General features: G+C 68.2%; 24 protein-coding genes and 5 pseudogenes. 17 read left to right on the top strand and 12 right to left on the bottom strand.

Features of this window, described 5'->3' with window-relative positions; genetic code table 11:
- Positions 1–12: 12 nt before the first annotated feature.
- Positions 13–1,211, bottom strand: a pseudogene (locus AC07C1_RS37075) (IS110 family RNA-guided transposase).
- A gap of 246 nt (positions 1,212–1,457) precedes the next feature.
- Here AC07C1_RS37075 and AC07C1_RS37080 point away from each other — a divergent pair.
- The 3 genes and pseudogenes from AC07C1_RS37080 to AC07C1_RS37090 all read left to right on the top strand — a co-directional run bounded on the left by AC07C1_RS37080 (position 1,458) and on the right by AC07C1_RS37090 (position 4,706).
- Positions 1,458–2,255: pseudogene (locus AC07C1_RS37080) on the top strand (IS5 family transposase).
- 272 nt (positions 2,256–2,527) lie between these two features.
- A complete protein-coding gene (locus AC07C1_RS37085) occupies positions 2,528–3,523 on the top strand; it encodes a hypothetical protein (RefSeq protein WP_478946438.1) in 996 nt (331 codons plus the stop codon).
- 292 nt (positions 3,524–3,815) lie between these two features.
- A complete protein-coding gene (locus AC07C1_RS37090) occupies positions 3,816–4,706 on the top strand; it encodes a ribonuclease FAU-1 family protein (protein ID WP_478946440.1) in 891 nt (296 codons plus the stop codon).
- Positions 4,707–5,048: 342 nt separating this feature from the next.
- Here AC07C1_RS37090 and AC07C1_RS37095 read toward each other — a convergent pair whose 3' ends face one another.
- Positions 5,049–5,951, bottom strand: coding sequence for an RNA polymerase sigma factor (locus AC07C1_RS37095; RefSeq protein ID WP_478946442.1), 903 nt, complete (start codon positions 5,949–5,951; stop codon positions 5,049–5,051).
- A gap of 329 nt (positions 5,952–6,280) precedes the next feature.
- Here AC07C1_RS37095 and AC07C1_RS37100 point away from each other — a divergent pair, with 329 nt between their 5' ends.
- Positions 6,281–7,720 (top strand): hypothetical protein, encoded by a 1,440-nt coding sequence (locus AC07C1_RS37100; RefSeq protein WP_478946444.1) that lies wholly within the window; start codon positions 6,281–6,283, stop codon positions 7,718–7,720.
- Between the two features lie 132 nt (positions 7,721–7,852).
- Positions 7,853–8,008: a hypothetical protein gene (locus tag AC07C1_RS37105; protein ID WP_478946446.1), complete on the top strand. Its 156-nt coding sequence runs from the start codon at positions 7,853–7,855 to the stop codon at positions 8,006–8,008.
- Between the two features lie 23 nt (positions 8,009–8,031).
- Here AC07C1_RS37105 and AC07C1_RS37110 read toward each other — a convergent pair whose 3' ends face one another.
- Entirely contained in the window at positions 8,032–8,295 is a 264-nt protein-coding gene (locus AC07C1_RS37110) for a hypothetical protein (protein ID WP_478946448.1), read from the bottom strand.
- 372 nt (positions 8,296–8,667) lie between these two features.
- Between AC07C1_RS37110 and AC07C1_RS37115 the strand changes: the two are divergent.
- A pseudogene (locus tag AC07C1_RS37115) lies at positions 8,668–9,469 on the top strand (IS5 family transposase).
- Positions 9,470–9,475: 6 nt separating this feature from the next.
- Here AC07C1_RS37115 and AC07C1_RS37120 read toward each other — a convergent pair.
- Positions 9,476–10,195, bottom strand: coding sequence for a DUF2625 domain-containing protein (locus tag AC07C1_RS37120; RefSeq protein ID WP_478946450.1), 720 nt, complete (start codon positions 10,193–10,195; stop codon positions 9,476–9,478).
- Positions 10,196–10,334: 139 nt separating this feature from the next.
- On the opposite strand from AC07C1_RS37120, the gene AC07C1_RS37125 reads away from it, so the two are divergent.
- Positions 10,335–10,850 carry a winged helix-turn-helix domain-containing protein gene (locus AC07C1_RS37125; protein WP_478946452.1) on the top strand — a complete coding sequence of 172 codons (516 nt, stop codon included), beginning with the start codon at positions 10,335–10,337 and terminating at the stop codon, positions 10,848–10,850.
- Positions 10,847–11,437 (top strand): IS630 family transposase, encoded by a 591-nt coding sequence (locus tag AC07C1_RS37130; protein WP_478946454.1) that lies wholly within the window; start codon positions 10,847–10,849, stop codon positions 11,435–11,437. Before AC07C1_RS37125 ends, AC07C1_RS37130 begins: the two co-directional genes overlap by 4 nt.
- Here AC07C1_RS37130 and AC07C1_RS37135 read toward each other — a convergent pair.
- The gene (locus AC07C1_RS37135; protein WP_478946456.1) at positions 11,391–11,627 is read right to left on the bottom strand and encodes a hypothetical protein; all 237 of its coding nucleotides are present in this window, start codon (positions 11,625–11,627) and stop codon (positions 11,391–11,393) included. The genes AC07C1_RS37130 and AC07C1_RS37135 overlap by 47 nt on opposite strands.
- A gap of 286 nt (positions 11,628–11,913) precedes the next feature.
- Here AC07C1_RS37135 and AC07C1_RS37140 point away from each other — a divergent pair.
- From AC07C1_RS37140 to AC07C1_RS37155, 4 genes and pseudogenes are all read left to right on the top strand, one after another.
- Positions 11,914–13,505, top strand: a pseudogene (locus tag AC07C1_RS37140) (ISL3 family transposase).
- 58 nt (positions 13,506–13,563) lie between these two features.
- Positions 13,564–13,998, top strand: a complete 435-nt coding sequence (locus tag AC07C1_RS37145; protein WP_478946458.1) for a hypothetical protein — start codon at positions 13,564–13,566, stop codon at positions 13,996–13,998.
- A 343-nt stretch (positions 13,999–14,341) separates the two neighbouring features.
- Positions 14,342–15,076 carry a carbonic anhydrase gene (locus AC07C1_RS37150; RefSeq protein ID WP_478946460.1) on the top strand — a complete coding sequence of 245 codons (735 nt, stop codon included), beginning with the start codon at positions 14,342–14,344 and terminating at the stop codon, positions 15,074–15,076.
- 468 nt (positions 15,077–15,544) lie between these two features.
- A complete protein-coding gene (locus tag AC07C1_RS37155; protein WP_478946462.1) occupies positions 15,545–16,249 on the top strand; it encodes a TRADD-N-associated membrane domain-containing protein in 705 nt (234 codons plus the stop codon).
- On the opposite strand, the gene AC07C1_RS37160 is transcribed toward AC07C1_RS37155, so the two are convergent.
- Positions 16,246–17,079 (bottom strand): hypothetical protein, encoded by an 834-nt coding sequence (locus tag AC07C1_RS37160; protein ID WP_478946464.1) that lies wholly within the window; start codon positions 17,077–17,079, stop codon positions 16,246–16,248. The genes AC07C1_RS37155 and AC07C1_RS37160 overlap by 4 nt on opposite strands.
- 884 nt (positions 17,080–17,963) lie before the next feature.
- Here AC07C1_RS37160 and AC07C1_RS37165 point away from each other — a divergent pair.
- Positions 17,964–18,512, top strand: coding sequence for a hypothetical protein (locus tag AC07C1_RS37165; RefSeq protein ID WP_478946466.1), 549 nt, complete (start codon positions 17,964–17,966; stop codon positions 18,510–18,512).
- Between the two features lie 288 nt (positions 18,513–18,800).
- On the opposite strand, the gene AC07C1_RS37170 is transcribed toward AC07C1_RS37165, so the two are convergent.
- The 5 genes from AC07C1_RS37170 to AC07C1_RS37190 form a co-directional block, all read right to left on the bottom strand.
- Positions 18,801–19,193: a DUF6415 family natural product biosynthesis protein gene (locus AC07C1_RS37170; protein WP_478946468.1), complete on the bottom strand. Its 393-nt coding sequence runs from the start codon at positions 19,191–19,193 to the stop codon at positions 18,801–18,803.
- 44 nt (positions 19,194–19,237) lie between these two features.
- A complete protein-coding gene (locus tag AC07C1_RS37175; protein ID WP_478946470.1) occupies positions 19,238–19,420 on the bottom strand; it encodes a hypothetical protein in 183 nt (60 codons plus the stop codon).
- A 96-nt stretch (positions 19,421–19,516) separates the two neighbouring features.
- On the bottom strand, positions 19,517–20,368 hold the full coding sequence (locus AC07C1_RS37180) for a helix-turn-helix domain-containing protein (protein ID WP_478946472.1): 852 nt from the start codon (positions 20,366–20,368) through the stop codon (positions 19,517–19,519).
- A gap of 28 nt (positions 20,369–20,396) precedes the next feature.
- Entirely contained in the window at positions 20,397–20,924 is a 528-nt protein-coding gene (locus AC07C1_RS37185; RefSeq protein ID WP_478946474.1) for a DUF6879 family protein, read from the bottom strand.
- Positions 20,893–21,084, bottom strand: a complete 192-nt coding sequence (locus AC07C1_RS37190) for a hypothetical protein (protein ID WP_478946476.1) — start codon at positions 21,082–21,084, stop codon at positions 20,893–20,895. Before AC07C1_RS37190 ends, AC07C1_RS37185 begins: the two co-directional genes overlap by 32 nt.
- A 747-nt stretch (positions 21,085–21,831) precedes the next feature.
- Here AC07C1_RS37190 and AC07C1_RS37195 point away from each other — a divergent pair.
- The 4 genes and pseudogenes from AC07C1_RS37195 to AC07C1_RS37210 all read left to right on the top strand — a co-directional run.
- Positions 21,832–22,293, top strand: coding sequence for a hypothetical protein (locus tag AC07C1_RS37195; RefSeq protein ID WP_478946478.1), 462 nt, complete (start codon positions 21,832–21,834; stop codon positions 22,291–22,293).
- Between the two features lie 561 nt (positions 22,294–22,854).
- On the top strand, positions 22,855–23,865 hold the full coding sequence (locus AC07C1_RS37200) for a DUF6192 family protein (protein ID WP_478946480.1): 1,011 nt from the start codon (positions 22,855–22,857) through the stop codon (positions 23,863–23,865).
- A 3-nt stretch (positions 23,866–23,868) separates the two neighbouring features.
- On the top strand, positions 23,869–24,282 hold the full coding sequence (locus AC07C1_RS37205) for a hypothetical protein (protein ID WP_478946481.1): 414 nt from the start codon (positions 23,869–23,871) through the stop codon (positions 24,280–24,282).
- 32 nt (positions 24,283–24,314) lie between these two features.
- Positions 24,315–25,120, top strand: a pseudogene (locus AC07C1_RS37210) (IS5 family transposase); the annotation flags it as partial.
- Here the strand turns inward: AC07C1_RS37210 and AC07C1_RS37215 are convergent.
- Positions 25,120–25,776 (bottom strand): class I SAM-dependent methyltransferase, encoded by a 657-nt coding sequence (locus AC07C1_RS37215; protein WP_478946483.1) that lies wholly within the window; start codon positions 25,774–25,776, stop codon positions 25,120–25,122. The pseudogene AC07C1_RS37210 and the gene AC07C1_RS37215 sit on opposite strands and share 1 nt — an antisense overlap.
- Between the last annotated feature and the right edge of the window lie 207 nt (positions 25,777–25,983).

The following is a 25,983-nucleotide window of genomic DNA, read 5'->3' on the forward strand; positions in this document are numbered from 1 at the left end:
TCAATGATGGTGTCAAGCCGATTGGGTGGCTGGTGGGGTGGGGGTGAAGTGCCTCTTGTCACGGAGCATGGCCCATAGGACGTCGACTCGGCGGCGTGCGAGGGCGAGCAGTGCCTGGGTGTGGATCAGTCCTTCGGCGCGTTTTTTGAGGTAGTAGTCTCGGGAGGGTCCGGGGCGCATCATGGCGGTTTGGGCGGCCATGTAGAGGACGTGTCGCAGGCGGCGGTGGTAGCGCTTGGGCCGATGATGGTTGCCGGTCCGGCGGCCGGAGTCGCGTGACACCGGGGCCAGTCCCGCGTGGGCGGCAAGGCGGCCGGCGTCTGCGTAGCTGGACAGGTCTCCGACGATGGCGAGGAACTCGGCCCCGAGGATGGGGCCCATGCCAGGGAGAGATTCGATGACTTCGGCGCGCTCGTCGAGGCGGAAGGCTTCGCGGATCTCCCGGTCGGTGTCTTTGATCCATTCGTCGAGCATCAGGAGCTGGTGGGCGAGGTCGCATACGAGTTTGGCGGCCCACCTTTCGCCCGGAAGAGCGGTCACCTGGGATCGGGCAGCTTCGACCGCTCGGGCGGCGACCTCGGCGGCGCTGCGGACCGCACGTCGTGCCAGCCAGTCCGCGAGCCGCTTGACGCCGGCTTGCTGCAGGGCGGCCGGGGTCTGGTACTCGGTCAGCATGACGACCGGCCCCTTGGCCGCTGAGTAGTCGAAGGCCCGCTCCAGAGCGGGGCAGATGCCTACCAGGGCATCCCGCAGGCGGTTGATCAGTCGTACCCGGTCGGCGATCAGGTCAGCTCGATGCGCGGTGAGCAGCTGGAGATTTGCCACGGTCTCGTTCGGGAGGCTCAGGGGTGTGAAGTCCCTGCGCATACGCGCGGTGTCGGCGATGACCAGGGCGTCCTTGGCGTCAGTCTTCCCTTCGCCGCGGTAGGCGCCGGACATTCGGTTGACTGTGCGTCCAGGCACGTACACCACGCTCTGGCCGTTGGCGATTAACAGTGCAAGCAGCAACGTTGAGGCCCGGCCGCAGATGTCGACCGCCCATCGCACATCGTTAGCCATCTCGCACGCTGCGACGATCAGGTCCAGGATCTCGTCTTCACCGTTGACGACCTTCCTCGAAACACCTTCTCTCCGTTGGCGTTGACTCCGACAGCCCAGTGATGGGCCTTGCCGGCGTCGACGCCGACCCAGACCTGCTCATGACGTTCCATCACCGTCATCGCTCCGTTCCCAGGAAGCAGCACGCCTTCAGGGTCCGGGAACACTCCGCCGCCAAGCCCTTAACCAGCGATGACCGCAGTTCTCAATCAGCGGCCGGAGCGTCCCGGAGAACCGGGCAGCCACTCACTCGGAGCCATCAACGGCAGGTCACCATCAGCTACACCCAGTCCTCCCGGACCACCACCATTCTTACAGGTCATCTCATTTGGCGTGTTCGATAGCCTGCGGGTGTGGAGATCGTTGAGCGGCTGGTGCCGGATGAGCTGTGGGAGTTGTTCCAGCGGGTCGTGCCGGAGGCGCCGACTCGTCCGCAAGGCGGCGGCCGACGTCGGCACGGAGACCGGGAAGTGCTGGCCGCGATTGTGTTCGTCGCGACGTCGGGCTGCACGTGGCAGCAGCTGCCGTCGGCCTCGTTCGGACCGTCGGGAGCCACGGCTCATCGGCGCTTCGCCGAATGGTCGAAGGCCAGGGTGTGGGCAAAGCTTCACCGCCTGATCCTCGACGAGCTGGGTGCTCGCGGTGAGCAGGACTGGTCCCGCTGCGCGATCGATTCCGTGAACATGCGGGCCCTCAAAAGGGGGAGTTGACAGGCCCGAATCCTGTGGACCGGGGCAAGTACGGCTCGAAGATTCACTTGATCACCGAACGCACCGGTCTGCCCCTGTCCATCGGCATCTCCGGCCAACGTCCACGACAGCCAGGCCCTGATCCCACTCGTGCAGGGCATACCACCGATCCGCTCGCGGCGCGGCCGACGACGGCGCCGGCCAGGAAAGCTCCACGGCGACAAGGGGTACGACTACAACCACCTGCGGCGCTGGTTACGAAGCCGCCACATCACGCCACGGATCGCCCGCAAGGGAACAGACTCCAGCCAACGCCTCGGCCGACACCGCTGGACAATCGAACGCACCATGGCCTGGCTCGCGGGGTGCCGGCGTCTGCACCGTCGCTACGAGCGCAAGGCGAGTCACTTCCTGGCCTTCACCAGCATCGCATGCACTCTCATCTGCTACCGCCGACTCACCAATTGAGATGGCTTGTTAAGGGGTCACCATGCTCATCGTCACCCGCGAGGGTGACCGCCGATGCAAGCTCCCGCCGCACCAGCGTGCCCTGGGAGCTGGGGCCACTGCGGCCGTCCCGGCTGGGTGCTGGCGCGGGCGCCACAGCTGTCACCGCCTTTACGACTGTCGAGCGAGTCGCCGGCGGACTGCGCATTCCCGGTGCCCTACTGGGGCTTGCTGCGCAACCCTGGGAGGACACCGCCGTTCTCAGCACGGAGCCCGACCATGGAGAAGATCCGATGAAGCGCCGTAACCTGCTGCGTGGCGCGCTGGCCGTCGGCCTCACCGCTCCGGCCCTCGCCGCGCTCACCGCCGCCCGGACCGACGTCGACCAGACCCTCTCCCCCGATACTCCCCAGGACCTGGCCGACCTCGAGGCCGCAGCCGAGAGCTACGGATACGGCTACCACGGACAGCAGCCCACCCGCGTCCTGGCCGACCTGGTCACCGACTTCACGACCCTGCGCCCGCTGCTCACCGTCCCGCAGCCCGCACCCGTCCGGGCCAGGCTGTGCCGGACGGCCGGGCAGATGGCCGGGATGACCGCGATCGTCTTACACGACCTGGGCAGCCGCCAGGAGTCCCGCGCCTGGTTCGCCACCGCCGCCCGGACCGCCGCCGAATCCGACGACGACCAGCTGCACGCCTGGGTGCTGGCACGAGAAGCCATGGTCCCGCTCAACTACGGCGCACCCAAAGCTGCGGCCGACCTTGCCGAACGGGCTCGCCACGCTGCTGGGCATCGGCCGACGGCCGCCGCGACGTTGGCGGCCGCCGTCGCCGCCCGCGCCTACGCCCTCAACCACCAGAGCGAGCAGGCCCGCGCCGCGCTCGCGGCCGCCGACGCGCTCATGGAACGCCTCCCTGCCGGCGAGCGGTCGGACACGTGGCTGACGTACGGCGAGCAGAAGCACCACGTGCACTTGAGCCACGCCTTCACCACTCTCGGGGACACCCGCCGCGCGAACGAGAGCCAGCAGCGGGCGCTGGAGCTGTCCGCGCCGACCAGCACGATGACGCGCACTCTGCTGAACATCGACGCGGCGGCGTGCTCCCATCACGACGGCGACACCGAGCAGGCGTGCCGCCGTGCGGTCGCCACCCTGACGGCGTTGCCCGGCGACTACCGCACTGGACTGGTCCGGCGTCGCGCGCTGGACCTGTACGAGGCAATCCCCGCGCACCTCCACCACGAGCGCGCTGTACGCGAGTTGCGGGAAGTCCTGGCCGCTTGATCCCCAGCCGGGGCAAGCGGCTGCCCGGCCTGTGCGGCGCTGGGGAGTGGCGGTGGGCGAGCCGGGAGGACAGCGTGACCGGTGGCGCCTCCCCCTTCCCGTGGAGGCAACGGGACGACGGCCAGGAAGCGGGCAAGCCCCGCCGGGGCTGTTCCGCCGGCGGACCTGACCCGGGCAAGCCGAAGGCGACCCTCGACAAGCCTCCCCCCGAACGGGGGCTTGCCCAGGCCGCCTGCTCGGCGCTGGGCTGGAGACCACGCGCCGAGACCCGGCCACGGCGAAGGAGGAACGGGTGCGCAGCTTCGAGACCGGACAGACGGTCGTCAGGCACGATGTACACGGCTCGGGGCGCGTGTGGAGCGAGCACGCGTTGCGCGTCGTCGCCGACACCAGCGAGGCCCTGGTGGCCGCCTGCCCGCCGGGAGCCGAGACTCGCTGGCCCGCCCTGTACGTCAAGGCCCGCGCCGACGGCGACCGGTCAGTGCGCGCGGAAGCGTTCGACGCGATGGCCACCGGGACGTGGAAGCTCCCGGACGCGGTGTGGCAGGAGACCGAGCTGCTGCTGTGGAAGCCACCGGCGGCCTGGTTCAGCGTCAACGCCTTCTACACGAACGCCGGCCTGCGGAACTGGTACGTGAACTCCGAGCGCCCCACCGTCCGCACCGGCGACGGGTTCGACACTTTCGACCTCACCGTGGACCTGGTCGTCGACCCCGACCTGACCAGCTGGCAGTGGAAGGACGAAGACGAATACGCGCACGTGCGGCGGCTCGACATCGTCACCGACACCGAGCACCAGGCCGTGGACGCCGCCCGTGACCAGGCCCTCGCGATGCTCGCCGAACGCTCCGGACCCTTCGCGGACGCCGCCGCGTGGTCGGCCTGGCGGTGGAACCCGGCCTGGCCCGCCCCGCGCCTTCTGAAGCTCGCGGCGGCCGCGCAGAGAGTTGCACCGACAGGGACAGCGGTCGGCAGGAACTTCATGAGTTCGGTGACTGCGGCGGAGCGTGGCCGGCGGGAGGTCTTCGCGGCCAGGTGCCGCAGGATGCGCAGGAGTGTGCTGGTGGGGGCTTCTTCGATACGGCCTCGGGGGGAGGGGCTGTCGGTGGAGGGCGGGGGTTGGACGGCACCGGTCTGGCGGTGCCACCACTGGGCAGCGTCGTCCTCTCCCAGCGAGAGGTGATGGAGGTAGAGGCAGTATGCGGCGGCGGCCTGACCGGCGCCGGCGGCGTACTGCCACCAGAAGCGGGCGCCGTCGTCGGTGTCGGTCAGCTGCAGGACGCAGGCCAGAACCATCGCGCTGTGAGGCTCGGGTACCTGGTCGGTGACGAACGCGCCGACCGCCGGAGGACTTCGCATAGTGCGCGCAGGTCCTTCGCCGCGGCCGTGTTCGCCACCTGGTCGGCTTTCGCTGGCCGGACAGCGGCGTGGGGGCAGTGGTCGGGGCGGCTGGGCGGGACGACGTCGCGTGGTACGGCGCGGTCACGGACCAGCAGTGCCCTGGACAGGATTTCTTGAGGTGGTGTCACGTGGCGGGTCCTTCGGTCTCGGGCGGCAGGGTGACGGCGCTCTTCAGGAAGCGGTAAGCGTGACGCTCGTCGGACCGTACGGCGGCCAGCGGCACACCGAGGAGATGGGAGGCCTGCTCGTCGGTGGCGCCGCAAAGGTAGCGGAGCACCATGACGTCGAGTTGAGCGTCGGGCAGTCTGCTGATTGCTTTGAACAGCTCCAGGCTTTCCGTCAGCTGTGCTGTACGGCCGGCTGCGGAGGGGTGGCCGCGCAGGGCGACGGTGTCGAAGACCGCGTCTTCCATCTCGGGGAGGTTGTCGCGGTAGGTGGCCTTGGCCATGACGGTGGCCAGCAGGATCTTCCAGGCGTAGCGGCGAATATCCGGGCTGGCCAGGGCGTCGTCCCAGGACAGCCAGAGGATGGCGAAGGTGTCTTCGACTGCGGCGTCGCACACCTCGGTGGGGAGGAAAACCTCGGCGTAGTAGCGGTAGTCGTCTTCCATCATGAGCCGGAACGGACCGTGTTCGATGGGTGGTGCGCTGTCGGTGGTAGCCGAAGCGCCCTCGCTGGATCGCTCGATCCATTCCCGGGTCTTGCCGATGTCAAGGGCCGCCTGCCGCCACAGGCGGTACAGGGGCCAGTTGGGGATGTCCAGTGCGGTGGACAGGCGGTGGATGACTTCCCACCGCGGGTAGTGGCCTACGCCGCGCAGCAGCTCGGAGAGCTTGGACTTGGCCAGCAGAACGTGATCGCTCAGGTCGCTGAGTGTGCGGCCGCTGGCGATGTAGCGGCATCGCGTCGGCTCCAGCCAGGCCCGGTGGGAACTGCCCACGCTGTCCGCGATCGGGCCGAGCTTGCGTCCGGGACGTACCGGTGTCGGCCCGGAGGCCGGCGCCGGTGATCCAAAGGGCGTTGTCACGGGGCGCCGTCCTCCTTGTCAGCCGCCGCTGTGACGCGGTTCCCGGAGGTCGTCGCGTTGCGCGAGCGGGTCACACGGACGACCTGCTGCACTGTCAGGCCGAGGACGGGGGACAGTGTGGCGATCAAGGCCCCGGGACAGGACAGGTCCGGAGGAAGTTCTGTCGGGGGCGCACGGCCAGGGTCCCGGGCATGGAGCCCCGGGGGCTGAGAAACAGCCAACTCCCCTGCGCGGCAGTGGATCTGCGCCTGGCCCCTGGTACCGTCGGCGATCGATTGATCACCGGCGGTCGGAGAGACTGTCACGGGGGCAGAGGGGGAGCACACGGTATGCGTGCGGGTGCAGTCGCGGGAACAATTCTGCTGCTGGCCGTCTCGGTGGCGGGCTGCGACGGTGGAAATGGTGACGCCCACGGGAGCGGCAAGAACGGCGCTCTGGATTCCTTCCACCAGGCCAAGCCGCTCGCCAAGTTGGGCGTGCCAGCCGCCTACGATGCGGGCAAGGGGTGGGACGAGACGCTGAACTGGGTGCCCGGGTCGGTGAGGACCCTGCCGGTGACGGTGGCGCCCCGCGCGGGCGAGGTCGCCCTGATGCACGTTGCCTCCAACGGTTACACGATCAAGGTGCAGACCGCCGACACCGGTCGGGTTCACTGGACGTCGGCCCCGTGGAATCCGCCGACGCCGCTGGAAGGTGCAGCCGGTGACGCGGCGGAAGGAGAAGCTGCAGAGATCCCCGATGTGATGGCCGTAGAGCAGGACGGACGCGAGTACATCGTCGCGTACGCCCACGGTTTGCGCGGTAAGGACGCTCTGCACAAGGGCACCGAGGTGGTACGCCTCGCGGTGTATTCCGCCGACGCCACAGGTGCATCGGTGAAGCCGCTGCGGCAGATCGACGTACCGGTGAGGGCGAACCCTGGGGAGGTGCATGTGAGTGCGGAGGGCGGCCGGGTGCTGGTGGGCTGGGGCGCACAGGGCATGTACCCGGATGCGTCGTTCGCGGTGGACCTTGGTACGGGCAAGACCGTCGCCTACGACAATGCTGACGGCCTCCTGCCCCAGTGCGCGCAGGCCGACGTTTGCTCGGGCAGCCGGGTAATGGCAGCCACCCCCGACGGCCCGCTGGTCGGTATGGGCAACGGAGGCTTCGGCATTCCGGGCCGCTGGTTCAGCGACGCCGTGCGCCCGAACGGCGTGACCGCCCGAGCCGGCGTCCTTGAGACCTGGAACGGCATGGTCTACGGCGTCAGCGACGGTCATCTCCTCGCCGGCTGGTCCACCGCTGGCAAGGACGGCTCCGACACCGATCCGGTGTGGTCCGTGCACGACGTCCGCACGGGACACCTTGAAGCGACCATGACCTGCGGATACGGTCTCGGGAACGACATCGGCGGGAGCAACGCCGGTGCAAAACGCGAGTACGCGGTGGTCACCTCACCCGACGGCCATTACCTCGCCGCCGGCCCCCTTGCCTTCGACTTGCAACGGAAGAAGGGCATCTGCCTGGCGCAAGACGGAGACCGCAAGTCGATCGCGATCACATCCATCCGCGACGACGGAACAGCATACGGCGCGGTCCAGGAGGACTCGGCCGCCAAGAACGATCCGGTCGTCGCCCAGATCGACCTCACCGCCGGCCCGGACTCTGCGAAGGTCCTGGGCACTGGCACCAATGTGCCCTACGCGACCAGCGTGAAAGGCACGGGACTCTTCCTGAGCCGCGACGACAACGACAACCTCCGGGTGTCACTGCGCCGCGAGCGCTGACGCCCCAGCCCGGCACCGGTAGCCCTGCGCCGGAGAAAGCACCCGTGAGGCCCTGCAGGCACAGGCAAGACAACACGCAAATATTCGAACGCAACGGCTCCAACTGGAGCCAGATCGAAGGGGTAGGCAGACGTGAACGAGGAGGAAATAGCGCGGGCTGTCGCGCAAGGCCTGGCCCGGCACGAGGCCCGGCGGGCGGACACACAGGCCCGGCAGCTACTCGGCTGCCTGCTGGTGTTCGCGCTCTTCACCGTCGGCTTCATCCTTCTCGTCACTTACGGAAACTGACAGCAAGGCACTCGCTGGAGCAACTAGGGTGCTGCGCTCGGTGTCAGGGTTACTGCCACCGGTACGGCAGCGGTGACCGGATGTACCGGAAGAGCGTCGAGCAGGCCTGAAGGAAGCGCGGTCTGGTCTTCATCTACGACGGCGGACACCTCACCCCCGAGCAACTCGCCGCCATCCAACTCCAGCCCGACGAACTCCGCGCCAACGAATTCGTCCCCCTCCATGAGGTCACCGACCGGCTCATACCCCTCCTCGCCCGCCGCATCCACCACAGCGTCCACGCTCACGCCCAACGCACCACCCTCTGCCTTCCGCGTCGGATGGACCTGGGACATCTGGCGAGCCTGCGCCGGACCTGGGGCGTTTCCGTGCACTCCCTGGTGTGCCGCTGCCGCGAACTGGGGCTGATCTTCGACACGTGGGCGGTGGCCTCGTGGTCGAGCCGGTTCAGTCGGGCCTCAGTCGCCGGGTCGAATGGTGCGGGCGTCCGGGTGGTCGGCGGGCGCGGTGCGTCGCTCGTAGTGACCGATAGGTCCGCAATTGTCACGCCTCTCCCCTGAATGCCCGTCAGGCAGCCTTTTCCGTACCACACTTTGTGCCGTCTGGTTCCCCGATAAGAGGTCGTCTCAACTGGCTTGATCGCTAGGCTGGCTGTTGTGATGACGTGGGTGGAGCGTCTGGTTCCGGACGGGTTGTGGGAGTTGTTTCAGCGGGTGGTCCCGGCTGCTCCGGTGCGTCCGCAGGGCGGTGGCCGACGGCGGCACGGTGATCGCGAGGTGCTGGCGGCGATCATGTTCGTGGCCACGACGGGTTGTACCTGGCGGCAGCTACCACCGGTCTTCGGTCCGTCTGGAGCGACCGCGCACCGTCGGTTCACCGAGTGGAGCCGAGCCAGGGTTTGGGGCAAGCTCCACCGTGTGGTCTTGGATGAACTCGGTGCCCGCGGGGAACTGGACTGGTCGCGTTGCGCGGTCGACTCGGTGAACATGCGGGCCCTCAAAGGGGGGCCCTGACAGGTCCGAATCCCGTAGATCGTGGCAAGAAGGGCTCAAAGATTCATTTGATCACCGAGCGGTCCGGTCTGCCCCTCTCGATCGGGATCTCCGGCGCGAATACCCACGACAGCCAGGGCCTCGAACCCCTCGTCCGGGCATCCCGCCCATCCGCTCCCGCCGCGGACCGCGTCGACGACGGCCCGCCAAACTCCATGGCGACAAGGGGTACGACTACGACCACCTGCGACGGTGGCTGCGCTCCCGCAACATCACCCCGCGCATCGCCCGGAAGGGCGTCGAATCCTCTCAGCGCCTGGGCCGCCACCGTTGGACCGTGGAGCGAACGGTGGCCTGGCTCGCTGGATGCCGCCGTCTGCACCGCCGCTACGAGCGCAAGGCCGAACACTTCCTCGCGTTCGCCGGCATCGCCGCCACCCTCATCTGCTATCGGCGTCTGGACGGGTGAGCCAGTTCATGCGACTCCGAGGAAGCCCGGGTCGGCGCCGTCGAACTGAAGGCACGAGTCGCGGCTCATGGCAAGGAGTTCCGCCATGGGCACCGCGCGACGGCTGGTCGCCGACAGATCCTGGCGGGCCTCGGCCGACCACAACGGCGGGAAGAACGACAGTCCCTGCCCGCTGTCCAGCACTGAGACTTCACTGCGCCAGCCGTCCCACCGCAGGCCTTCATAGAACTCCTGGAGTCCTCCAGAGAAGATCCAGGACAGCCACGCTGAATGGCCGGCGCCCAAGGCCTCCCAGCCGAGCGCATCAGGGGCGAAGTAGAGGATCTCGCCTGGCTCGCCGGGCCGACCGGCCTCACGGGGGTTACCCCCGTTGAGGGCGAAGACCCCGCCCAGCACGTCGTGCGCAACCACGAGACCAGCACCAGGCCGCCATGAGGGATCGAATGTCGAGGGCATCGCGTTGACCTCGGCCAGGCCAGGCAGTCCGGCGTCGCTCGGGCTTCCAAAGATCCGAAGCCATCCACCGTCCACGAGCAGACCGCCGCAGTTCAGTACGATGCCGCCCAAATTCGACCGGGCGGAGACCTGCAATTGCAGCAGGGAGGCTCGGCCTGCCACCGGATCGCCGACCAGCACCTCAACTGGTACGTCGGTGCCGGACAGCTCCTGAAGAAGGAGCGGCCATGCAGGGTCGTCGACGTTGATCAGTTCATTGTGGTCGCGCATCTCCGCATCGTCGCACCAACGCCGAGAGGCGCAGTCCGCCGGGTCACCTGGACTTCGATCCACCAATCGAGACGACCTCTTACCGATCTTTTCGTAAGTTCAGTGGGTGTGGTGGGCGTGTGGGTGGGAGGCTGTCGGGGTGGCGTATCAACCTTCCCCTTCGGTTGCCGGCTCCTCCCTTCCTCCTTTGTCGCGGCCTCAGTTGGCGGAGGCGCGTCGTGTTCGGGCAGTCGAGTTGTTCGAGGGCGGCGTCTCGAATGCGGAGATCGCGAGGGCGGTGGGGGTGTGTGCTGAGAGTGTGCGGCGTTGGCGGCGGGTGTGGGAGCAAGACGGTGCTTCGGGCCTGCGGAGACGGGCAGCCACCGGACGCCCACCCAAGCTGGACGACACCCAGGTCGAGATGGTCCGGGCCGCGTTGGAGCAAGGTGCCCAGGCTCATGGTTTCGAGGCCGACCTGTGGACTTTGGAGCGAGTCGGCGTGGTCGTCACCCGGGCAACGGGGGTGGTGTTGTCGAGGGCGTCGGTGTGGCGGCTGCTGACCGGCCGGCTCGGATGGAGCCTGCAACGGCCCGAGCGGCGGGCGGTCGAGCGGGACGAGTCGGAGATCGCCCGCTGGATCGCGCACGAGTGGCCGCGCATCAAAAAGGGGCCGTGAACACACGTGCCTGGATCGTCTTCCTCGACGAATCAGGCGTCTCCCTGCTCCCTCAGATCCGCCGCACCTACTCGCCCCGAGGACGGACTCCGCTCCTGCGGCACCGGCTGAACTGGAAGCGGGCGTCGATGGCCGGGGCCCTGGGATACCACTCCACCGACCCCGATCGAGGGGCCCGCCTGTGCTTCCACCTCAAGCCCGGCAGCTACGACACCGCCGGGCTCATCGAGGTCCTGGAGCAGATGAAGGTGTTCTACCGCGGCGAGCGAGTGGTCCTGGTCTGGGACGGCCTGTCCGCCCACTGGAGCCGGGCGATGCGGGCTTGGGTCGCCGAACAGGACTGGCTCACCCTGGAACGATTACCCGCCTACGCTCCCGAGCTGAACCCGGTGGAACTGCTGTGGTCCTCGCTCAAGAAACGTGAACTCGCCAACCTCGCCGGCGACCACCTCGCCGATGTCGCCGACGCCACCGAGCAAGGCATCCACCGCATCAACCACAACCCACAACTGCCATGGTCCTTCCTCGCCCACACCGGACTCACCATCCACCCACCACAGCCACTGAACTTACGAAAAGATCAATAGGCAGCTTGCCCCGCGGCTTACGTCGCTCCAGGGGATGGTCCTGGTGGATCAGGTGGCAGGCCGGCCGGAACGGCCGGTCGTGGTAGCGGCTGGTGGTGATGCCGTGCTCCTTCTCCAGGATCTCCACCATCGCGTCCCGGATGTCGTCGTAGGAGAACCGCTCCGGTTCCCGCCGCCTGCTCGCTGCCATGTCCGCTCTCCTTCTCGCTGTCACCCGGTCAACGCCACGCGCCGGGGCCTCGCATCGAAGCCAGTAGCGGGCTGGCTTTGTTCGCGAGTCTCGACAGCGGTTGTTCATCGTCTCGGGAGGCACCCGGATCGGGCCGAGGTTGATGTTCACGAGAACGGGCTCTGGCTCAATTTCCGTGACCTGCGCACGCTGAGTCACGGTTCATGGTCGTGTTGGGCTCCTGAAAGTCGCCCGAAAATGATCAGTGGTGACCTCGGGTACCTGACAGTTCGGGACCGTGGAAGAAGTGGGCGTCCCACTGGAGGAGTTGCTGTTCCCGTCGATCGCGGACGTGTCGGTGGTGTCGGTGGACGTGAGCAGCGAGACGTTACGAGTCGAGGCCCGCAGCACAACGACCGGTTCAGCGTGTTCGGGCTGCGGGAATTGGTCGATCCGGGTTCATAGCTCCTACCTGCGGTTTCCTGCGGATGTCCCCAGCGCAGGGCGCCGGGTGGTGCTTTGCCTTCGGGTCCGTCGCTTCGCCTGCCCCGTCGCTTCGTGCGGGCGACGGACGTTCGTTGAGCAGGTGCCGGGATTGACCCGGAGATATGGCCGGTGGACCGAGCGTCTGCGTTCGACGCTGGCGGCAGTCGGCCTCGCCCTGGCCGGCCGGGCGGGAGCTCGGATGGCTGGAGTCCTTGGGGTGTCTGTCAGCCGCAGCACGGTGTTGCGGCTCGTCGAGGCGCTGCCCGAACCGGATCTGCCAGCCCCGAGAGTGGTCGGCGTCGATGAGTACGCGACGCGCAAAGGCCGGCACTACGGCACGGTGCTGGTCGACGTCGAAACGCGACGACCGGTGGACCTGCTGCCAGACCGGGAGGCATCGAGCCTGGCCGCCTGGCTGGCCAAGAGGCCAGGGATCGAGGTCGTCTGCCGGGACCGGGCTCCGTTCTTCGCAGAAGGCGCCACCATCGGGGCACCGCAGGCAACGCAGGTCGCGGACCGCTGGCACCTGTGGCACAACCTCAGCGAAGCCGCCGAACGGTGCGTCGCCGACCATCGGGGCTGCCTGCGAGGCATGGCACCCGAGCCATCCCAACAGGTCAAACAACCAGAAGAACCAGCTGACCCCACTGGCTCACCGTGGCCCACCGGCCACCGGTTCGCCGACAGAACCCGGTCCAACCATGCCGCCGTCCACGCCCTGCTGGCGGCCGGCCACAGCCGCCGCGCGATCCAACGCCAGCTCGGGATGACCTACCGCACGGTCAAGCTCCTCGCCGACGCCATCACCCCGGAAGACCTCTTCCACGGCCAGTGGCAGGGCCGCCCCTCGTCCTCGACGAGTACAGGACCTACCTGGACGACCGCTGGAACCAGGGCTGCACCAACGCATGGAAGGCATGGGAGGAGATCGTGCCACTCGGCTACAAAGGCAGCTACCAGCGAGTTCGCGCCTACTTCCGCACCAAACGCCTTTCGGTCGATCCGGGCACCGCACCCCCGCCCTCGCCCCGCACCGTCGCCGGCTGGATCCTGCGCCACCCCCACTCCCTCTCCGAGGTCGATCAGCTCCGGCTCAAGGCCGTCATGGCCCACTGTCCCGAACTTGAAGCCCTCGCCGGACATGTCCGCTCCTTCGCCCAGATCCTCACCGAGCGACAGGGCCAACGGCTGCCCGATTGGCTCGACGCAGTCCGCCAGGACGACCTGCCCGGTCTCCACACCCTCGCCGCCGGCATCGATCGCGACCGGGCTGCGGTCACCGCCGGGCTCACGCTGCCCTGGAACTCGGGCGTCGTGGAAGGGCACGTCAACCGCATCAAGATGCTCAAACGCCAGATGTTCGGCCGAGCCGGCTTCGCACTCCTGCGGAAACGAGTACTCCTCGCTCCTTGACGGATGCCAACACGTGAAACGCTTCCGACAACGATCACCCCCACCGCAGGAGCCGCGAGTGTCCAGGACCGCCGACATCGATCTCGTGTTCGCACGCGCCGTCACCGTAGACGCCGTGGTGCGAGCTCTGGCCGGTGAGGGGTGGTCGCTGCAGGAACCGCTTGGTATCTCCTACGTGGTCAACAACGACGGTCTGTTCGACTGGCAGTCAACTTCAACCGACCAGGCAGCTGAGGTCCTGACCTTGGTTGATTCACCGGCCAACGTCGACCACCACGTCGGTGTCTGCATCTATCACTCAACTGCAGAAACCGGTGGCCAACTACTTTTTCATGCTGGCCGATCGCACTGTTCCTTCATCCCGACGATCGACCGGCGGAGCCTCTCCGGAGAACCAGCCCTCACGGACATGGCCTGGTATCTGAACGCACTGGTGCCGCCCCTGCTTGCCCTGGGGCTGGCCAGCTACGAAGCGAGAGACCTTGCTGACTGAGACTCGTTCGTCCGTCAGCAGCTCTCGGTCGACATCCGGGCAGCACGCGCATACGGAAAAGTGTCGCTGCCTACCCAACCGGTGTCACTCACAGCCACGCGATCACGGAAATTGAGCCAGAGCCCGAGAACGGACAGCACCCGGCCCTCGGCATTCGAGTCGGGCAGGGCGGATCTCGGCATCAGAGGTTCACGCCGCCGCCCGAGCTGGTTCTGTGGGCTGTCCGGAGCAAATGTAGCCCGCGCCCGCTTGTGCCTGCTGCGACGGCACCCACACCGCGCTGGACCATTGGCCTGGTCGACACGCAGGGACGTGTCTGAGCGGCATCGAGGGGAACCGACCGATGGACAGAGCCGGACATCCGGATCGTAGATCGCTGCTTGTCGGCGGACTTGCGGGCGCCGCGGTCGCGCTCGCGGGGTGCTCATCGACGAGGGCCGCCTCGTCGGCGACCAGCGTTTCGCCGACAGCGCGGCCCACCACGCCCGCCACGGCATTCGCGCGGCTGATGGAAGGCAACAAGCGCTGGGTCAGCGGAGATCTCCGACACCCCGACCGGGATCCGAACCGGCGTCAGTTCGTGGCCCAGGAGCAGGAGCCTTTTGGGGCAATCCTCTCGTGTATCGACTCCCGAGTGCCACCTGAGCTCCTCTTCGATACCGGCCTGGGTGACCTTTACGTGATGCGCACCGGCGGGGAGGCGGTCGGCCCGGTGGTCACTGGCTCTGTCGAGTACGGGCCTATGACGAGTGGCACCCCGCTCATCGTGGTCCTCGGGCATCAGCGTTGCGGCGCCGTCAAGGCGGCGTACACGTCCCTACGTGATGGCAAACCGCTGCCCGGCAACCTGCAGGCGATCGTCAAGGCCCTGCAACCGGCGTACGAGCAGGCCGTCCGGGAGGGTGGCGCCGATCCCGTCGAGACCATGGCCCGCGCCCAGGTCAAGTTGACCGCGGCCGATCTGCGATCCAATCAGGACCTGGCCCCGCTCGTGGGAAAGGGCGACCTTGCCGTGGTCGGCGCCTACTACTCGCTCGACACCGGCAAGGTGGAAGTCCTGGCCGGCGCGCCCTCCTGACCGGTCGGACGAGTCGAACGGCCGACGAGGTACTGACGAACGCGGACTTCGAGTACGGCACGATGCTGTCGAAACTCGTGAACATTCCGTCCTGGTGCGGCGGCCGAGTGCCTCCCGAACCGCTGTCGAAGTGCGGTCCGTTCTCGTGGACAAAGCCAAGCGGGCATCACCCGATCAGCCGAGCAAGGCAGGCGTCGTGGTGAAGCGGACAAGCCGTTCTTTGAGCGCCTGGCGGTCGATGCCGGTGTACCCGTTGACTGCCCGTGCGCCCTTTGTTGGCTGGTCAGTTGCTGGGCGGGGAGATGGCTGGCTGCCACACTCAGCCGGTTGAACTGATCACTGCACGGCCGTGGCGCCGTACGCAGAAGTCCAGGGGGTTCCTTGCCAAGCGCACCCACAGCCCGCGGCGGCCACTATCGCCGATCAGGCTCCCAACCGTCCCTTTTCCCTTTGTTGGCCGTTGCGGCTGTGGCGATCCTGGCCATCGGCAATGGTGGCGTGGGCGCGGTGCCGCTATGGCTTTGGATCCTGATAGGCGTCACAGTGACGGCGGTCGCAGGCACCGCGATCTACCTGCTGGTCAAACAGATCCGCCGGGAGGACCTCCAGGTGCAGGCGGCTGAAGAGGCAGCCGAACGGCAGAAGGAGATCGACGCGCAGAAGCTCGCGGACCTCAAGACCGTCACGCCTCTGGCCACGCTCCTGGAACTCAACCAGTCCCAGATCGACGAATACCACCGGATCGCAACCGATCAAGCCGACCGGTCCTTCCGGTCCTCGCAACGGGCCATGGCGTTGGGTCTGCTGGTGATCGTGGGCTGCTTCGCCGCCGGCCTGTACTTCGCCAACGGCCAGACCAAGGTGTTCGTCGCCGCCATCGCGGGCGTCGCTGCGGCGCTCTCCGCCTTCCTCAACCGCACCTACCTGCAGATGTACGGGCAGACCCTGAGCCAGCTCAACCGCTACTTCGAGCAGCCGGTCCTGACCGGCTACTACCTGACCGCGGAGCGCCTGGCCCAAGACCTGGGCGAGGATCCCGAGAGCGAGATGCGCCGCCGCATCATCGACCAGGTCCTGGAAGCCAGTGCCCGGATGAACAACGGCGCCACCGGAGAAGAACCACCGCCATCGGCCAAGCCGAAGGCGAAGAAGAAGCGCACCACGGCGTCCTAGTCGCTGCTGATCAGCTGCGCGCTGCCGGCGCCGAGCTGAAGTGTCCCGGAGCAGGGCGTTTTCTCGCGGTAGGTGGCTCCTGGGATGCGGGCCGCGGAACGCGTCAGCAGCTCGACGACCTGATCGTGTTCAGTGTCGGAGCGGGCGTCCAAGACGAGCCGGTCCGGTCGCGTGGCGTGGCCAGTGGCCCAGGCAGGACTGAGGTCAAAGCGGTACCACAGTGGCATGGAGCGCATGAGGAGGGCGCTGCGCAGCGGGGTGCTGGCGGTGTAGGCCCAGCACGCATGGTGCGCGGCTTCTTCGTCGGTGAGGCCGTTGTGCCGCCACAGCGGTGAACGCCCATCCTTTTGATGCCAGCCGGTCTCCTGCCGGAAGACCATGCGGGCGGTATCCATGTTGTGCCAGCGCTGCGCGTCCACAAGGTCAAGGCGCGCCCCTGTGGGGAGGTGGGTCAGGCGCACCCGCCGGCCGGTGAGGTCGATCAGCCGGAGGCCGGGGATGCCGCACACGCCGTGGTCTTCGTGGAGGAAGGGCAGGATGCGGCCAGCGACACAGCAGGCCGTGTTGGTGTGGATCTCCAGACGGTCAGGCTGGTGGCAGATGGCGTTCAGATAGCCGCTGATGCTGGCCATCGCGCTCTTTCGCGGCTGTTCCAGGGGGTGCGGGTGCTGATGGTTGCTCATCAGGCACTCGAAGAGGAGGGCCTGGAAGGCCAGTTGTCCGCGGTCGGTGGGGTCCAGGGTGGGGCGGCCGCCCTTTGTCTGGAGTCGTCCCAGATACAGAAGGCGCGCGAGTTCCTTGCTGATCCGCTTGTCGGTCGTGTGTGGCATGAGGTTCCTGCTCCGGCTGCTCCCGGGCGGCAGCCGTGGAGGAATGCCTGCACGGACATCGAGAAACGCGTCTTGCGGGACCGGGCATCGCACCCTTGAGACTCCTGCGACGCCGCCCGGGCGGATCGCTCGCCTCCAGGCCGTCCCTGGCCTGTCAGGGGGACAGTAGCGAACCGCGCGCGGCAGACTACGCGACGCGCCGGGCGACACTCGACACCACGTCTTCCAGCGGCACGGCGAGTGGTTCGTCGTTGCACGGTGGAAGAGATCCGATGTGACGATGACAGCGGCGCGGCGGCCCCGGCCGACGCGCAACCGGCTGAGCGCGCCCTGATCCCCGGCCGCGGCCGCGCCGCCCATCCCGCCCGTCCCTTCCTCTTCACTCCAGCCAAGGGACATGGGCAGAGCAGCCGCAACGGGGATGTCAGCAGGCCGACCACGGCAAAACGGCGTGGTGACCTGCGCGGACACGGGGACGGTTTGGCGGGCCGCGCAACGCCTAGCGCAACATCCAGCGCAACAGATAGGCGCAACCCTTGGCGCAACCTCATGCTCCTGGTCGACCGGGGCGACCGGTCACGCGGCCCGGACGGCTCCGTGGGCGCGGGTGAGGTGGCGCAGCTCGGAGCGTGCCGCCGGCACCGAGGGGACGGTCTCCCAGTAGGGGTGCCACCACAGCCGTACGGACAGGAGCAGCAGGCGGCGGCGCAGGGCGGCGGTGTCGCGGGGGCGGGGTGCGGTGAGCGCTTCGTAGGTGGCGTTCCAGGCGGCTTGCGTCTGTGTCCCGTCTCACTGAACCTTGATCGATCTCACCGAACCTTGACCGGTTCCGCTAGTGGCAGTCCAGGATGGGGTCCGTACCGACACGCTGACACGGAGGGCCTTTGGACCAGGGCATAGCGGGACTCCTCGGCGCAGCCGTCGGAGCGCTCGCTGGCGGGAGTGCGGCAGTCGCCGCCGCCTGGCTCGGCCGAAACGGCATGAAGCAGCAGGCAGAAGCGATGGTCCAACAGGCAGAGCGTCAAGGTGAAGCACAGCGCGAACAGTGGAAGCGCACCCTCCTGCGAGACTGCTGTATCGCTTTCGCTGATGCCGCTCGCCGCCGCGTACATGCTGTGCACAGGTATAACGCCTTGCTCATGTACGACCAGCGTGGCTACCACCGTGACACGGACGAAATCGCCAGGGTCTTCTACGAGTCGTCCCTCCCAATGCTGACGGCATTCCTTGCTGTTGAGCTGGAGGCCGACGCCGAGATCCGCGAAGCCGCCGCGCGAGTCACACAAGCCTCATCCGCCATCCCGTTTCTCGGGAGCTGGCCAGTGGAGGGCATCACACAGGAGGCGTACGACGCATCCGAAGGCAAGGCCAGCGAGATGTACGAACTGATCAGCGAGTTCGTACGCATCGTGCGGCAGCACCTGCACACCTGATCTCTGAGGCGGATCGCGGTAGCTTCGGCTGGGCGGTGCCCGTCAAGGTTCGCTGAGATTGGTCAAGGTTCAGTGAGACAGGACAGTCTGCACCAGGTCGTCGGGGAAGTCGGTCACGTCCATACCGGCATTAGATCGCTTGTTCGAATTCCCTGTCACTTCGGACACGCCCTGTCCAGAGCCGCCCGCCCGGCATGGTCGGCCTCATGGTCGGGCCGGTGGTCGCCCCGACCATCACGGTCAGGGTCGCATTCGTTGCGGCCCCGGGCCCGTGGCCGGGGCGGGTGTTCACACGACCTGCGTGAGCGCGGCGTCCAGGCGGTCCAGGCGTTCGTAGAGGGCGCGGACGAGGCGGGCGCGGTTCTGGACGCAGCGCACGGTGCCCTCGATCGTCGTGGACAGTCGGCCTTCTGCCTCGCGCAGGACGACGTCGGCGAGCGCCTTGGGCCCGCTGTCCTTGGGTAGCTGGTCGGCGCGGCGGCGGACGTCGGCGGCGACCGCGCGGGCGTGGCCGGTGAGCTGGAGAGCGATCTGCTCGTAGTCGCGGGTGGTGAGCGTGTCTTCGCCGGTCCACGCGAGGACGGCCTTGACGAGGCTCTCGTACGGCTCGCGGTCGAGCGGGAGCTCCGCCTCGATCAGGCCGTCGGGGTCGTGCAGGACCGTGTGGGTGCTGGTGTGCATGGCGGGCCTCGCTGCTGGGGCGTCTTCGCGCGGGTGGCCGGCGGTCACCGTTGGGTGTCCTCGCCGCCGTCGGCTCCGTCGTCCTGGTCCTCGCCGTGCTGGCCGAGGAACCGGGCGAAGCCGCGGTCGGCGCGGGCCAGCAGGGCCAGGGAGGGAACGCCGTAGGCGGGCGACTGGAGGCCGCGGCCCTCCGGGGCCGGGGCGGTGCTGTCGGTGTATGCGCGCATGAGGCCCCGCCTCTCCGGCTGGTGGTCCGTCGGTGCCGTCGACGCTACGCATCTACAGTCCGCGCTCTCAACGAAGTTGCGGAGAATTGCGGAGGTTCACTCCAGGGCGTCGATCGCGGCCCGGATGAGCGCGCGGGCCGCGTCGGCGTACACGGCCATCGACGCGAGGCCGGCGAACGCCTTCGCGTAGTCGGCGAGCTCGCGCGGCTGCGTCACCTTGATCTCCGCCGTGAGCGTCTCCACCACGGCCATGGTGTCGTCGTGGACGTAGAACGCCTCCAGTGGCCACACGGTGCGCTGCGCGGTGAACGGGATGATCCCCAGCGAGAGGGACGCGAGCGGCATCACGGCCAGGAGGTGGCGCAGTTGCCCGCGCATCGCCTCGGGATCGGCAGTGCGGTAGCGCAGGACGGACTCCTCCATGAGGACGACGTAGCGGTGGCCGCCCTCGTAGAGGAACCGGGAGCGGGCGACGCGGGCGGCGACGGCTTCGGCGACGTCGTCGGGGGTGCCCTGGAAGGCGGTGATCTGGTTCATGAGGGCGGTGGCGAACGCCGGCGTCTGAAGGAAGCCGGGCGGCACGTTGGAGACGTAGACGCGGCAGTGGCGGGTCTTCTCGTGGAGGGCGTACCAGTCCTCTTGGACCTGGCGCATGCCATTGCGGTGCAGCCGTCGCCACTCCAGATACATCGAGTCGACAGCGCGGGCGGTGGCGATCAGGTCGTCGGCCTGGTCGTCCGCGCCGCACGCCGCGCACCAGGCGCGGACGTCCGCGTCCGAGGGCAGGGCCGCGCCCTTTTGGATGCGGGTGGTCTTCGCGGGGTGCCAGCCGCACCGGGCGGAGAGTTCCTTTCCGGTGAGGCCGGCGTCCTTGCGCAGGTGCTGCAAGCGCACGGCGAGCGCCTCGCGGGCCCCCTGTGCGCTGGACGATGGGGAGGCGGTCGTCATGAGGTGGCGGCCCTTGGCTGTGCGTCGGTCAGATGCGGTAGTCGGCGTGGTCAGTGGCCAGGTCCCACACCGAGCGGAACGCCTCGGCACACAGCTTGATGGCCTGCGGGTCTTCGGTGTGGTCGGGCTCGAGGGCCTGGCCGTCACCGGAGAACAGGTTCCAGCGAACGACCTGGTCGTCGATGAGCCAGAAGTCGTTGCCGGGCAGCGCCAGGGTGGAGGCACGGCGGCGGGGCAGCCAGCGGACCTGTTCGCCGGCGCGGAGGTTGGCGTCGGTGATGGCGTGCTCGAAGCGGATGTAGTCGGTGACGGGCTCGGATACGACCCGGGCCCGGCGGACCTTCACGCCGCGGGCGACGGTCCGTTCCACCAGCGGCAGCCACCCGCTCCAGTACTCCGAGTCGTCCGCAGGCACGCTCCCGTCGCGTAGGAACGCGTCGTAGACCTCCCGCTCCTCCCCCACGGCGTAGACGTCCCGCAGCTCCAGGTGCAGGGCGTGCTGCCGGGCGGAGTCGAGTAGCTCCTCAAAGCTGAGGGGCTGCGGCTTCTGCGGCATCACACGCCTTCCTGATCTGCGCCACCATCCGGACCGGGATCCGGATGACCCCTTCGTCGTCGGCGGGCGGACTGTCCTGGCTGCAGGCGGCCTTGGTCACCGCGTCGGCGAACTTGCCCTGCAAAACCAGTTCCGGCCCCACGGCGGTGTCGGTGTCCACCCACACCGCGGGGCAGTTCCCTCCACCCGAGTTCGGGTCCGTGCCGAAGAAAAGTAAAGCCATGATCCCCTCCGAAGCGAGTTGGTTGCGTGTAGTTGCGCACCTGACCGTCCCGCGCACAGCCCCCTCGGTCAAGAGCGCAGTTCCCGCAGCGGCGCTGCCGCCCGAGGGCGGTGACGGCGCGTTGTCTTGCGTGGTGCTCAGGCTTTGCTGGTCGTCGCCGCTTCCCACAGCGGGCGGGCAAGCCCAATGCCGTCACAGTGAAGGCAGCGCCCTCCCCCTGGTGTGCTGCGGGCGCCGATGGTGCCGACGGCGTTATGGAAGAGCCGGGTGAGGCCGACTGCATGGGCCGCGTGCAGCGGGAGCTCCTGCCGTTTGCCGAGCGTGACTTCCAGCGCGACGCCAGGGCCGGCGTAGCGGGTGTCCAGGAGAAACCGTGGGTCAGCGTGCGGATCGTCTCGTGCAGGTGGTGCATCGTCTCCGCGCCGGGCACCTGGATGCGGGGCCGAGAGCTGTCCCGCCGGGCGGGCGGTCACAGGCGGCCCGGCGTCCGTCGCCTCCTCGATGGCGATGGCGGCTCGGTCGGCGCTCGCAGTGGCGCCCGGGCGGGTGATTTTCCCTCGCGTACGCGGGCGCAGTTCTAGCGGCGTGCGTCCAACTTGCCCATTTCCAAGGGGTATTGACAGCTTTTCGTGCGTTCCGTCATGTTCTGTTCGCCGCTTCCGGCGACGAGCGAGAGGTGATCTCATGCGACGAACCGAGTACGACGCGAGCCAGGCCGCCAAGCGCCTGAAGGTGCCCGCAGCCACCTTCCGGTGGGCGCGGCACACCGGCCTTGTCCCCGAACCAGACGCGTCCTCGTGGCAGTGGTCCCGGGCCGCTGTGGAGGCGCTGGACGCCGACGCCATCCGGGCCGCGATGCCCTCCCCGCCCATCTCCGGCGGCGCGGCGGCCGACCGGATCGCCGACGCACTCGGCGCCCCGAACGTGATCGGCGAGAAGGCGAACGTGACGGCCTTCGTGGTCCGGCGGTTCGTCGACCGCGGTCTGCTGGTCAACCTGAGCGCGAACCCGGACGGGACGCTGCACCACCCCGGCCAGGTCGCGGAGGTCTGCCAGCGCGAGGACCTGGCGGACCTTGTCGCCGCCGACGCCCCGCTCGGGCCCGAGCAGGCCGCCAACCGGCTTGGGGTGCGCAGGGTTGAGTAGGTGTTTTTGATCCCTGGCCGTGAGGTGTGTACGGCTGGATGATCTGGGTTGTGGGGGCTAACGGGGCAGCTCGCCGGTACTGCCGAGAGTGCGGTGATCCGCTGCTGCAGACGATGGCGGCGGAGGCGGTGTTCTGCTCGGGTCGGTGCAGGTCACGTCGTTGGCGGAGGCTTCAGCAGACCCGGCGGAGGGTCATCGCGATGCAGCAGGGCGAGCAGGCGGAGTGCCCGGTTTGTGGCAGGTCGTGGACGGTGGGGGTGGAGCGGTCGAGGGCGGCGGTGTACTGCTCGGACCATTGCCGGGTGCGGGCCTGCCGTCAGCGGCGGGCGTCGCGGAACGGTGTTACGGAAACGCCGTAGCCGAACGCCTCGCGAGCATCCTGAACTCCTCTTATTTTGCAGGAGAGTTGAGGCGTCTGGCTGGCGCTTCGAGCGCCCCCGGTTCACGCTCTGCCCCGGCGTGTCGCGCTCGCGTCACGGTGGACGGTGACCGGGGCCGGCGCCCCTTTGACCGGTCACGTCGTGGTGACCGGGCCGGGCCCGGGCGAGGGCGGTGGTCATCATGACCGACGTGGCCGACCGGATCGGGAACGTCACCCGGCAGCGTTACGAACAGCTCGTCGGCCAGGCCAAGGAGCTGATCGCGCAGGTCGCCCGCGCGCAGTTCTCCCTGGGTGACATGGCGTTGGAGATCGAGCCGATGAGGTCGGTGGGCGGGTCCATGCCGAACGGCACGGACGACCTGTTCACGGTGACGGAGTCGCTGCAGATGTTCGCGGACGACATCGGTGTCGAGCGGCGGACGGTGGAGGACTGGCGTTACACCGCCAACCGCTGGCCCGAGGGGCGCCGCAAGGAGGGTGTGTCGTTCACGGTTCACCGCATCCTGGCGTCGGTCGCGGACGCGGACGAGCGGTGGGCGGCGATCGAGGACGCGCCGTTCAACCCACGCACTGGGGCTCGGCAGTGGACGCCGGACGGCGCGAAGCGGGTTGTCGGCCAGAGGGTCGACCGGCCGGTCACGGTCGATGAGAAGGTCCAGGCCGTGGCCGACCTGACCCGGGACGACGAGGTCGCAGCCCAGGTCGCCACCGACCTGCTGAAGCGGCCGGCGGTCACCGAGCACGTCACCCCAGCCGAGCGAGTGCGGGTTGTCACGGAGCTGACCAGGGACGACACCGTCGCCCAGCAGGTGACCACCGACCTGCTGCGCCGTCCGGCCGTCGCCCGGACGGCCATGCGGGACGACACCACCCGGATGCTCGTCAACCGCGCTCAGTTCGACAACTCGAACGAGACCAGGGACCGGATCCGGGAACGCACCCCGGCCGTCCGCGCGATCGAGCACACCATCGAGTACCTGGACCTGGTCGGCTCCTGCCACGGCTTCGTGGCCACGCTCGGCCGCCTGGTCCCGCAGTTGCGCGGGCAGGAGTTCACCGAGGACGAGCGCGAGACCGTCCGCCGGCAGATGGGACGGGTCCGTGCGGCGGCGGACTGGCTCGAAGGGGCCCTCGACAACGGCGAGTTCACCCTGGACGAGCAGCTGGTCCAGCTGCTCAAGGGCGAGTAGGCCATGCCGCGACGCCGGGAGGCCCGGCCGCTGGCCGAGTACTACGGCGACCTGGTCCGCGTCGCTCTGATGGAAGCACGCCCCGCCGGCCTGCACACCTACCAGCTCATGGCCGCCACCCGTCTGACCCGCTCGCAGGTCGGGCGCGGCATCCGGCACGTCCGCGACGTCGTCGCCGCCGAGAACCTGACGCCGATCACCTGGACCCGCCAGGACGGGTTCATGTTCTCCGACGACCCCGCGGACTGGATCGAGTACGACAAGCGCCAGTTCCGACAGATCCTCGGCCGGCTCACCCGGGTGATCACGGGCACCCTCGATCCGCACCTGGCCCGCTACCCCGACGACGAATGGGCCCAGCTCGCCACCGCCCAGCTCACCGGGGTGCGCGCCACCCTCGCCCAGCTCTCCAAATAGCCCCCGCTGCCGATCACCCTGCCGAGCCCGCCATGCCCGCTGCTTCGCGTCGCCGCCGCTACCCGTCCGACACCTCCGTCGCCGAATGGGCCCTTCTGGAACCCCTGCTGCCCATTCCGGCCTGCCAGACGAAGACCGGCGGACATCCGGAGAAGTGGCCCCGGCGGGAGATCGTCGACGGCATCCGCTACATCGTCGACAACGGCGCGAAATCTTCTGGCGGTGGAACCGGGCCGGAGTCGTCACCTACATCCGTGACCAACTCCGCCGGAGGATCCGTACCGGCAAAGGCCGCTGCCCGCACCCGGTGACCCTGATCGTGGACTCCCAGTCGGTCAAGGGCGCCTCCACCGTCGGCAAGGACAGCCGGGGCTACGACGCCGCCAAGAAAATCAACGGCCGCAAACGACATATCACCGTGGACACGCTCGGCCTGCCCGTGATGATCACGGTGACGCCCGCCGACATCCAGGACCGCGACGCCGCCCGCGATGTGTTCTGGCGGCTGCGTCTCACCCAGCCGCAGATCACCCAGGTCTGGGCCGACCGCGGCTACGCCGGCGACCTCGTCAACTGGGCCCGCGACCGCCTCTGGCTCACCCTGCGCATCGTCTCCCGGCCCAAGGGCACCAAGGGCTTCGTCGTCCTGCCCCGCCGTTGGAAAGTCGAGCGCACGATCGGCTGGTGCATGAACGCCCGCCGCAACGCCCGCGACTACGAACGCTTGCCCCAGCACTCCGAAGCACACCTGAACTGGGCGCTCATCACCATGATGACTCGGCGTCTCACCCGCAAGAGCCCCCGCACCGACACTTGGTCGAGGAAGCCACGGGCCACTCAGGGCTGATTCCATACAAGCGTATAGCGCCAGAACAACCGTCGTCGCAGCCGTGCGCCAGGGAGGACGTCTCTGGCTTCACGGACGATGTCGTCAAAGGTCATGTCCGCTGAGCGAGTAGGGGCCGTCATGGAGACGGGCCGCTGCGAGGGGCGGCCCTTGTTCTTCAGCCAGCCCATGGCAGCGTTGCCCGGAATGGCGACAGCACCGAGCAGGTGGTCCACGGGGGTCTGGGCGCGAGACAGGCCGACGATCACCAGTGTCCCTCCCGGAGCCAGATGACGGCGGAAACGGGTGAGCGCCAGCGTGAACGGCAGGTGGTGGATCGTGGCGACGCACGTGATGACGTCATAAGGACCGGCAGGAAGCTCGGCTATTGCATCCGCGACGGTGAAGGTGACGGGGAGCCCGGAAGGAGTCAGTTTCTGGGCCTGGGCCGTGATCACCGGATCGGAATCGACGGCCTGCACAGCATCGGCTCGTCCGGCCAAGAGCCTTGCAAGATCACCGCTGCCGGAACCGACGTCCAGGGCGCGGTCGAAGCGCCTCGGCAACTGCCGCAGGATCCAGCGGTGGTAGTGGGCGTTGTGATCCCAGGGATAAGCGGCGTTGAACCGTTCAAGAGCCCGCAGGACACGAGGCGACAAGATCTTCATCGCCCCAGTCCATCAAGTCCCTGCGGCATGCACACCCTGTTCCGGAACAAAGATCACTCGCTCTCGGGCTGCCGGACGCAGCCCGAGGAAGCGAGTAGAAAAACACCTACTTAGAGGTCGTTTTCACCTTAAATGCCTTGGTATCGGAGGATTTCTGTAGTGCCGGATGGCGGTGCGGAAAAGGCGGCAGATGCGGTCGGGGCTTCT

The organism is Streptomyces sp. NPDC045022, assembly GCF_056432605.1.

Coding starts and splice junctions, on each gene's coding strand:
- AC07C1_RS37175 (WP_478946470.1), bottom strand. CDS start 19,420: ATGCGCGCATACACCGACAGCACCGCCCCGGCCCCGGAGGGCCGCGGC.
- AC07C1_RS37200 (WP_478946480.1), top strand. CDS start 22,855: ATGACCGACGTGGCCGACCGGATCGGGAACGTCACCCGGCAGCGTTAC.
- AC07C1_RS37135 (WP_478946456.1), bottom strand. CDS start 11,627: ATGGCAGCGAGCAGGCGGCGGGAACCGGAGCGGTTCTCCTACGACGAC.
- AC07C1_RS37100 (WP_478946444.1), top strand. CDS start 6,281: ATGCGTGCGGGTGCAGTCGCGGGAACAATTCTGCTGCTGGCCGTCTCG.
- AC07C1_RS37215 (WP_478946483.1), bottom strand. CDS start 25,776: ATGAAGATCTTGTCGCCTCGTGTCCTGCGGGCTCTTGAACGGTTCAAC.
- AC07C1_RS37195 (WP_478946478.1), top strand. CDS start 21,832: ATGCGACGAACCGAGTACGACGCGAGCCAGGCCGCCAAGCGCCTGAAG.
- AC07C1_RS37160 (WP_478946464.1), bottom strand. CDS start 17,079: ATGCCACACACGACCGACAAGCGGATCAGCAAGGAACTCGCGCGCCTT.
- AC07C1_RS37205 (WP_478946481.1), top strand. CDS start 23,869: ATGCCGCGACGCCGGGAGGCCCGGCCGCTGGCCGAGTACTACGGCGAC.
- AC07C1_RS37150 (WP_478946460.1), top strand. CDS start 14,342: ATGGACAGAGCCGGACATCCGGATCGTAGATCGCTGCTTGTCGGCGGA.
- AC07C1_RS37170 (WP_478946468.1), bottom strand. CDS start 19,193: ATGCACACCAGCACCCACACGGTCCTGCACGACCCCGACGGCCTGATC.
- AC07C1_RS37120 (WP_478946450.1), bottom strand. CDS start 10,195: ATGCGCGACCACAATGAACTGATCAACGTCGACGACCCTGCATGGCCG.
- AC07C1_RS37180 (WP_478946472.1), bottom strand. CDS start 20,368: ATGACGACCGCCTCCCCATCGTCCAGCGCACAGGGGGCCCGCGAGGCG.
- AC07C1_RS37185 (WP_478946474.1), bottom strand. CDS start 20,924: ATGCCGCAGAAGCCGCAGCCCCTCAGCTTTGAGGAGCTACTCGACTCC.
- AC07C1_RS37085 (WP_478946438.1), top strand. CDS start 2,528: ATGAAGCGCCGTAACCTGCTGCGTGGCGCGCTGGCCGTCGGCCTCACC.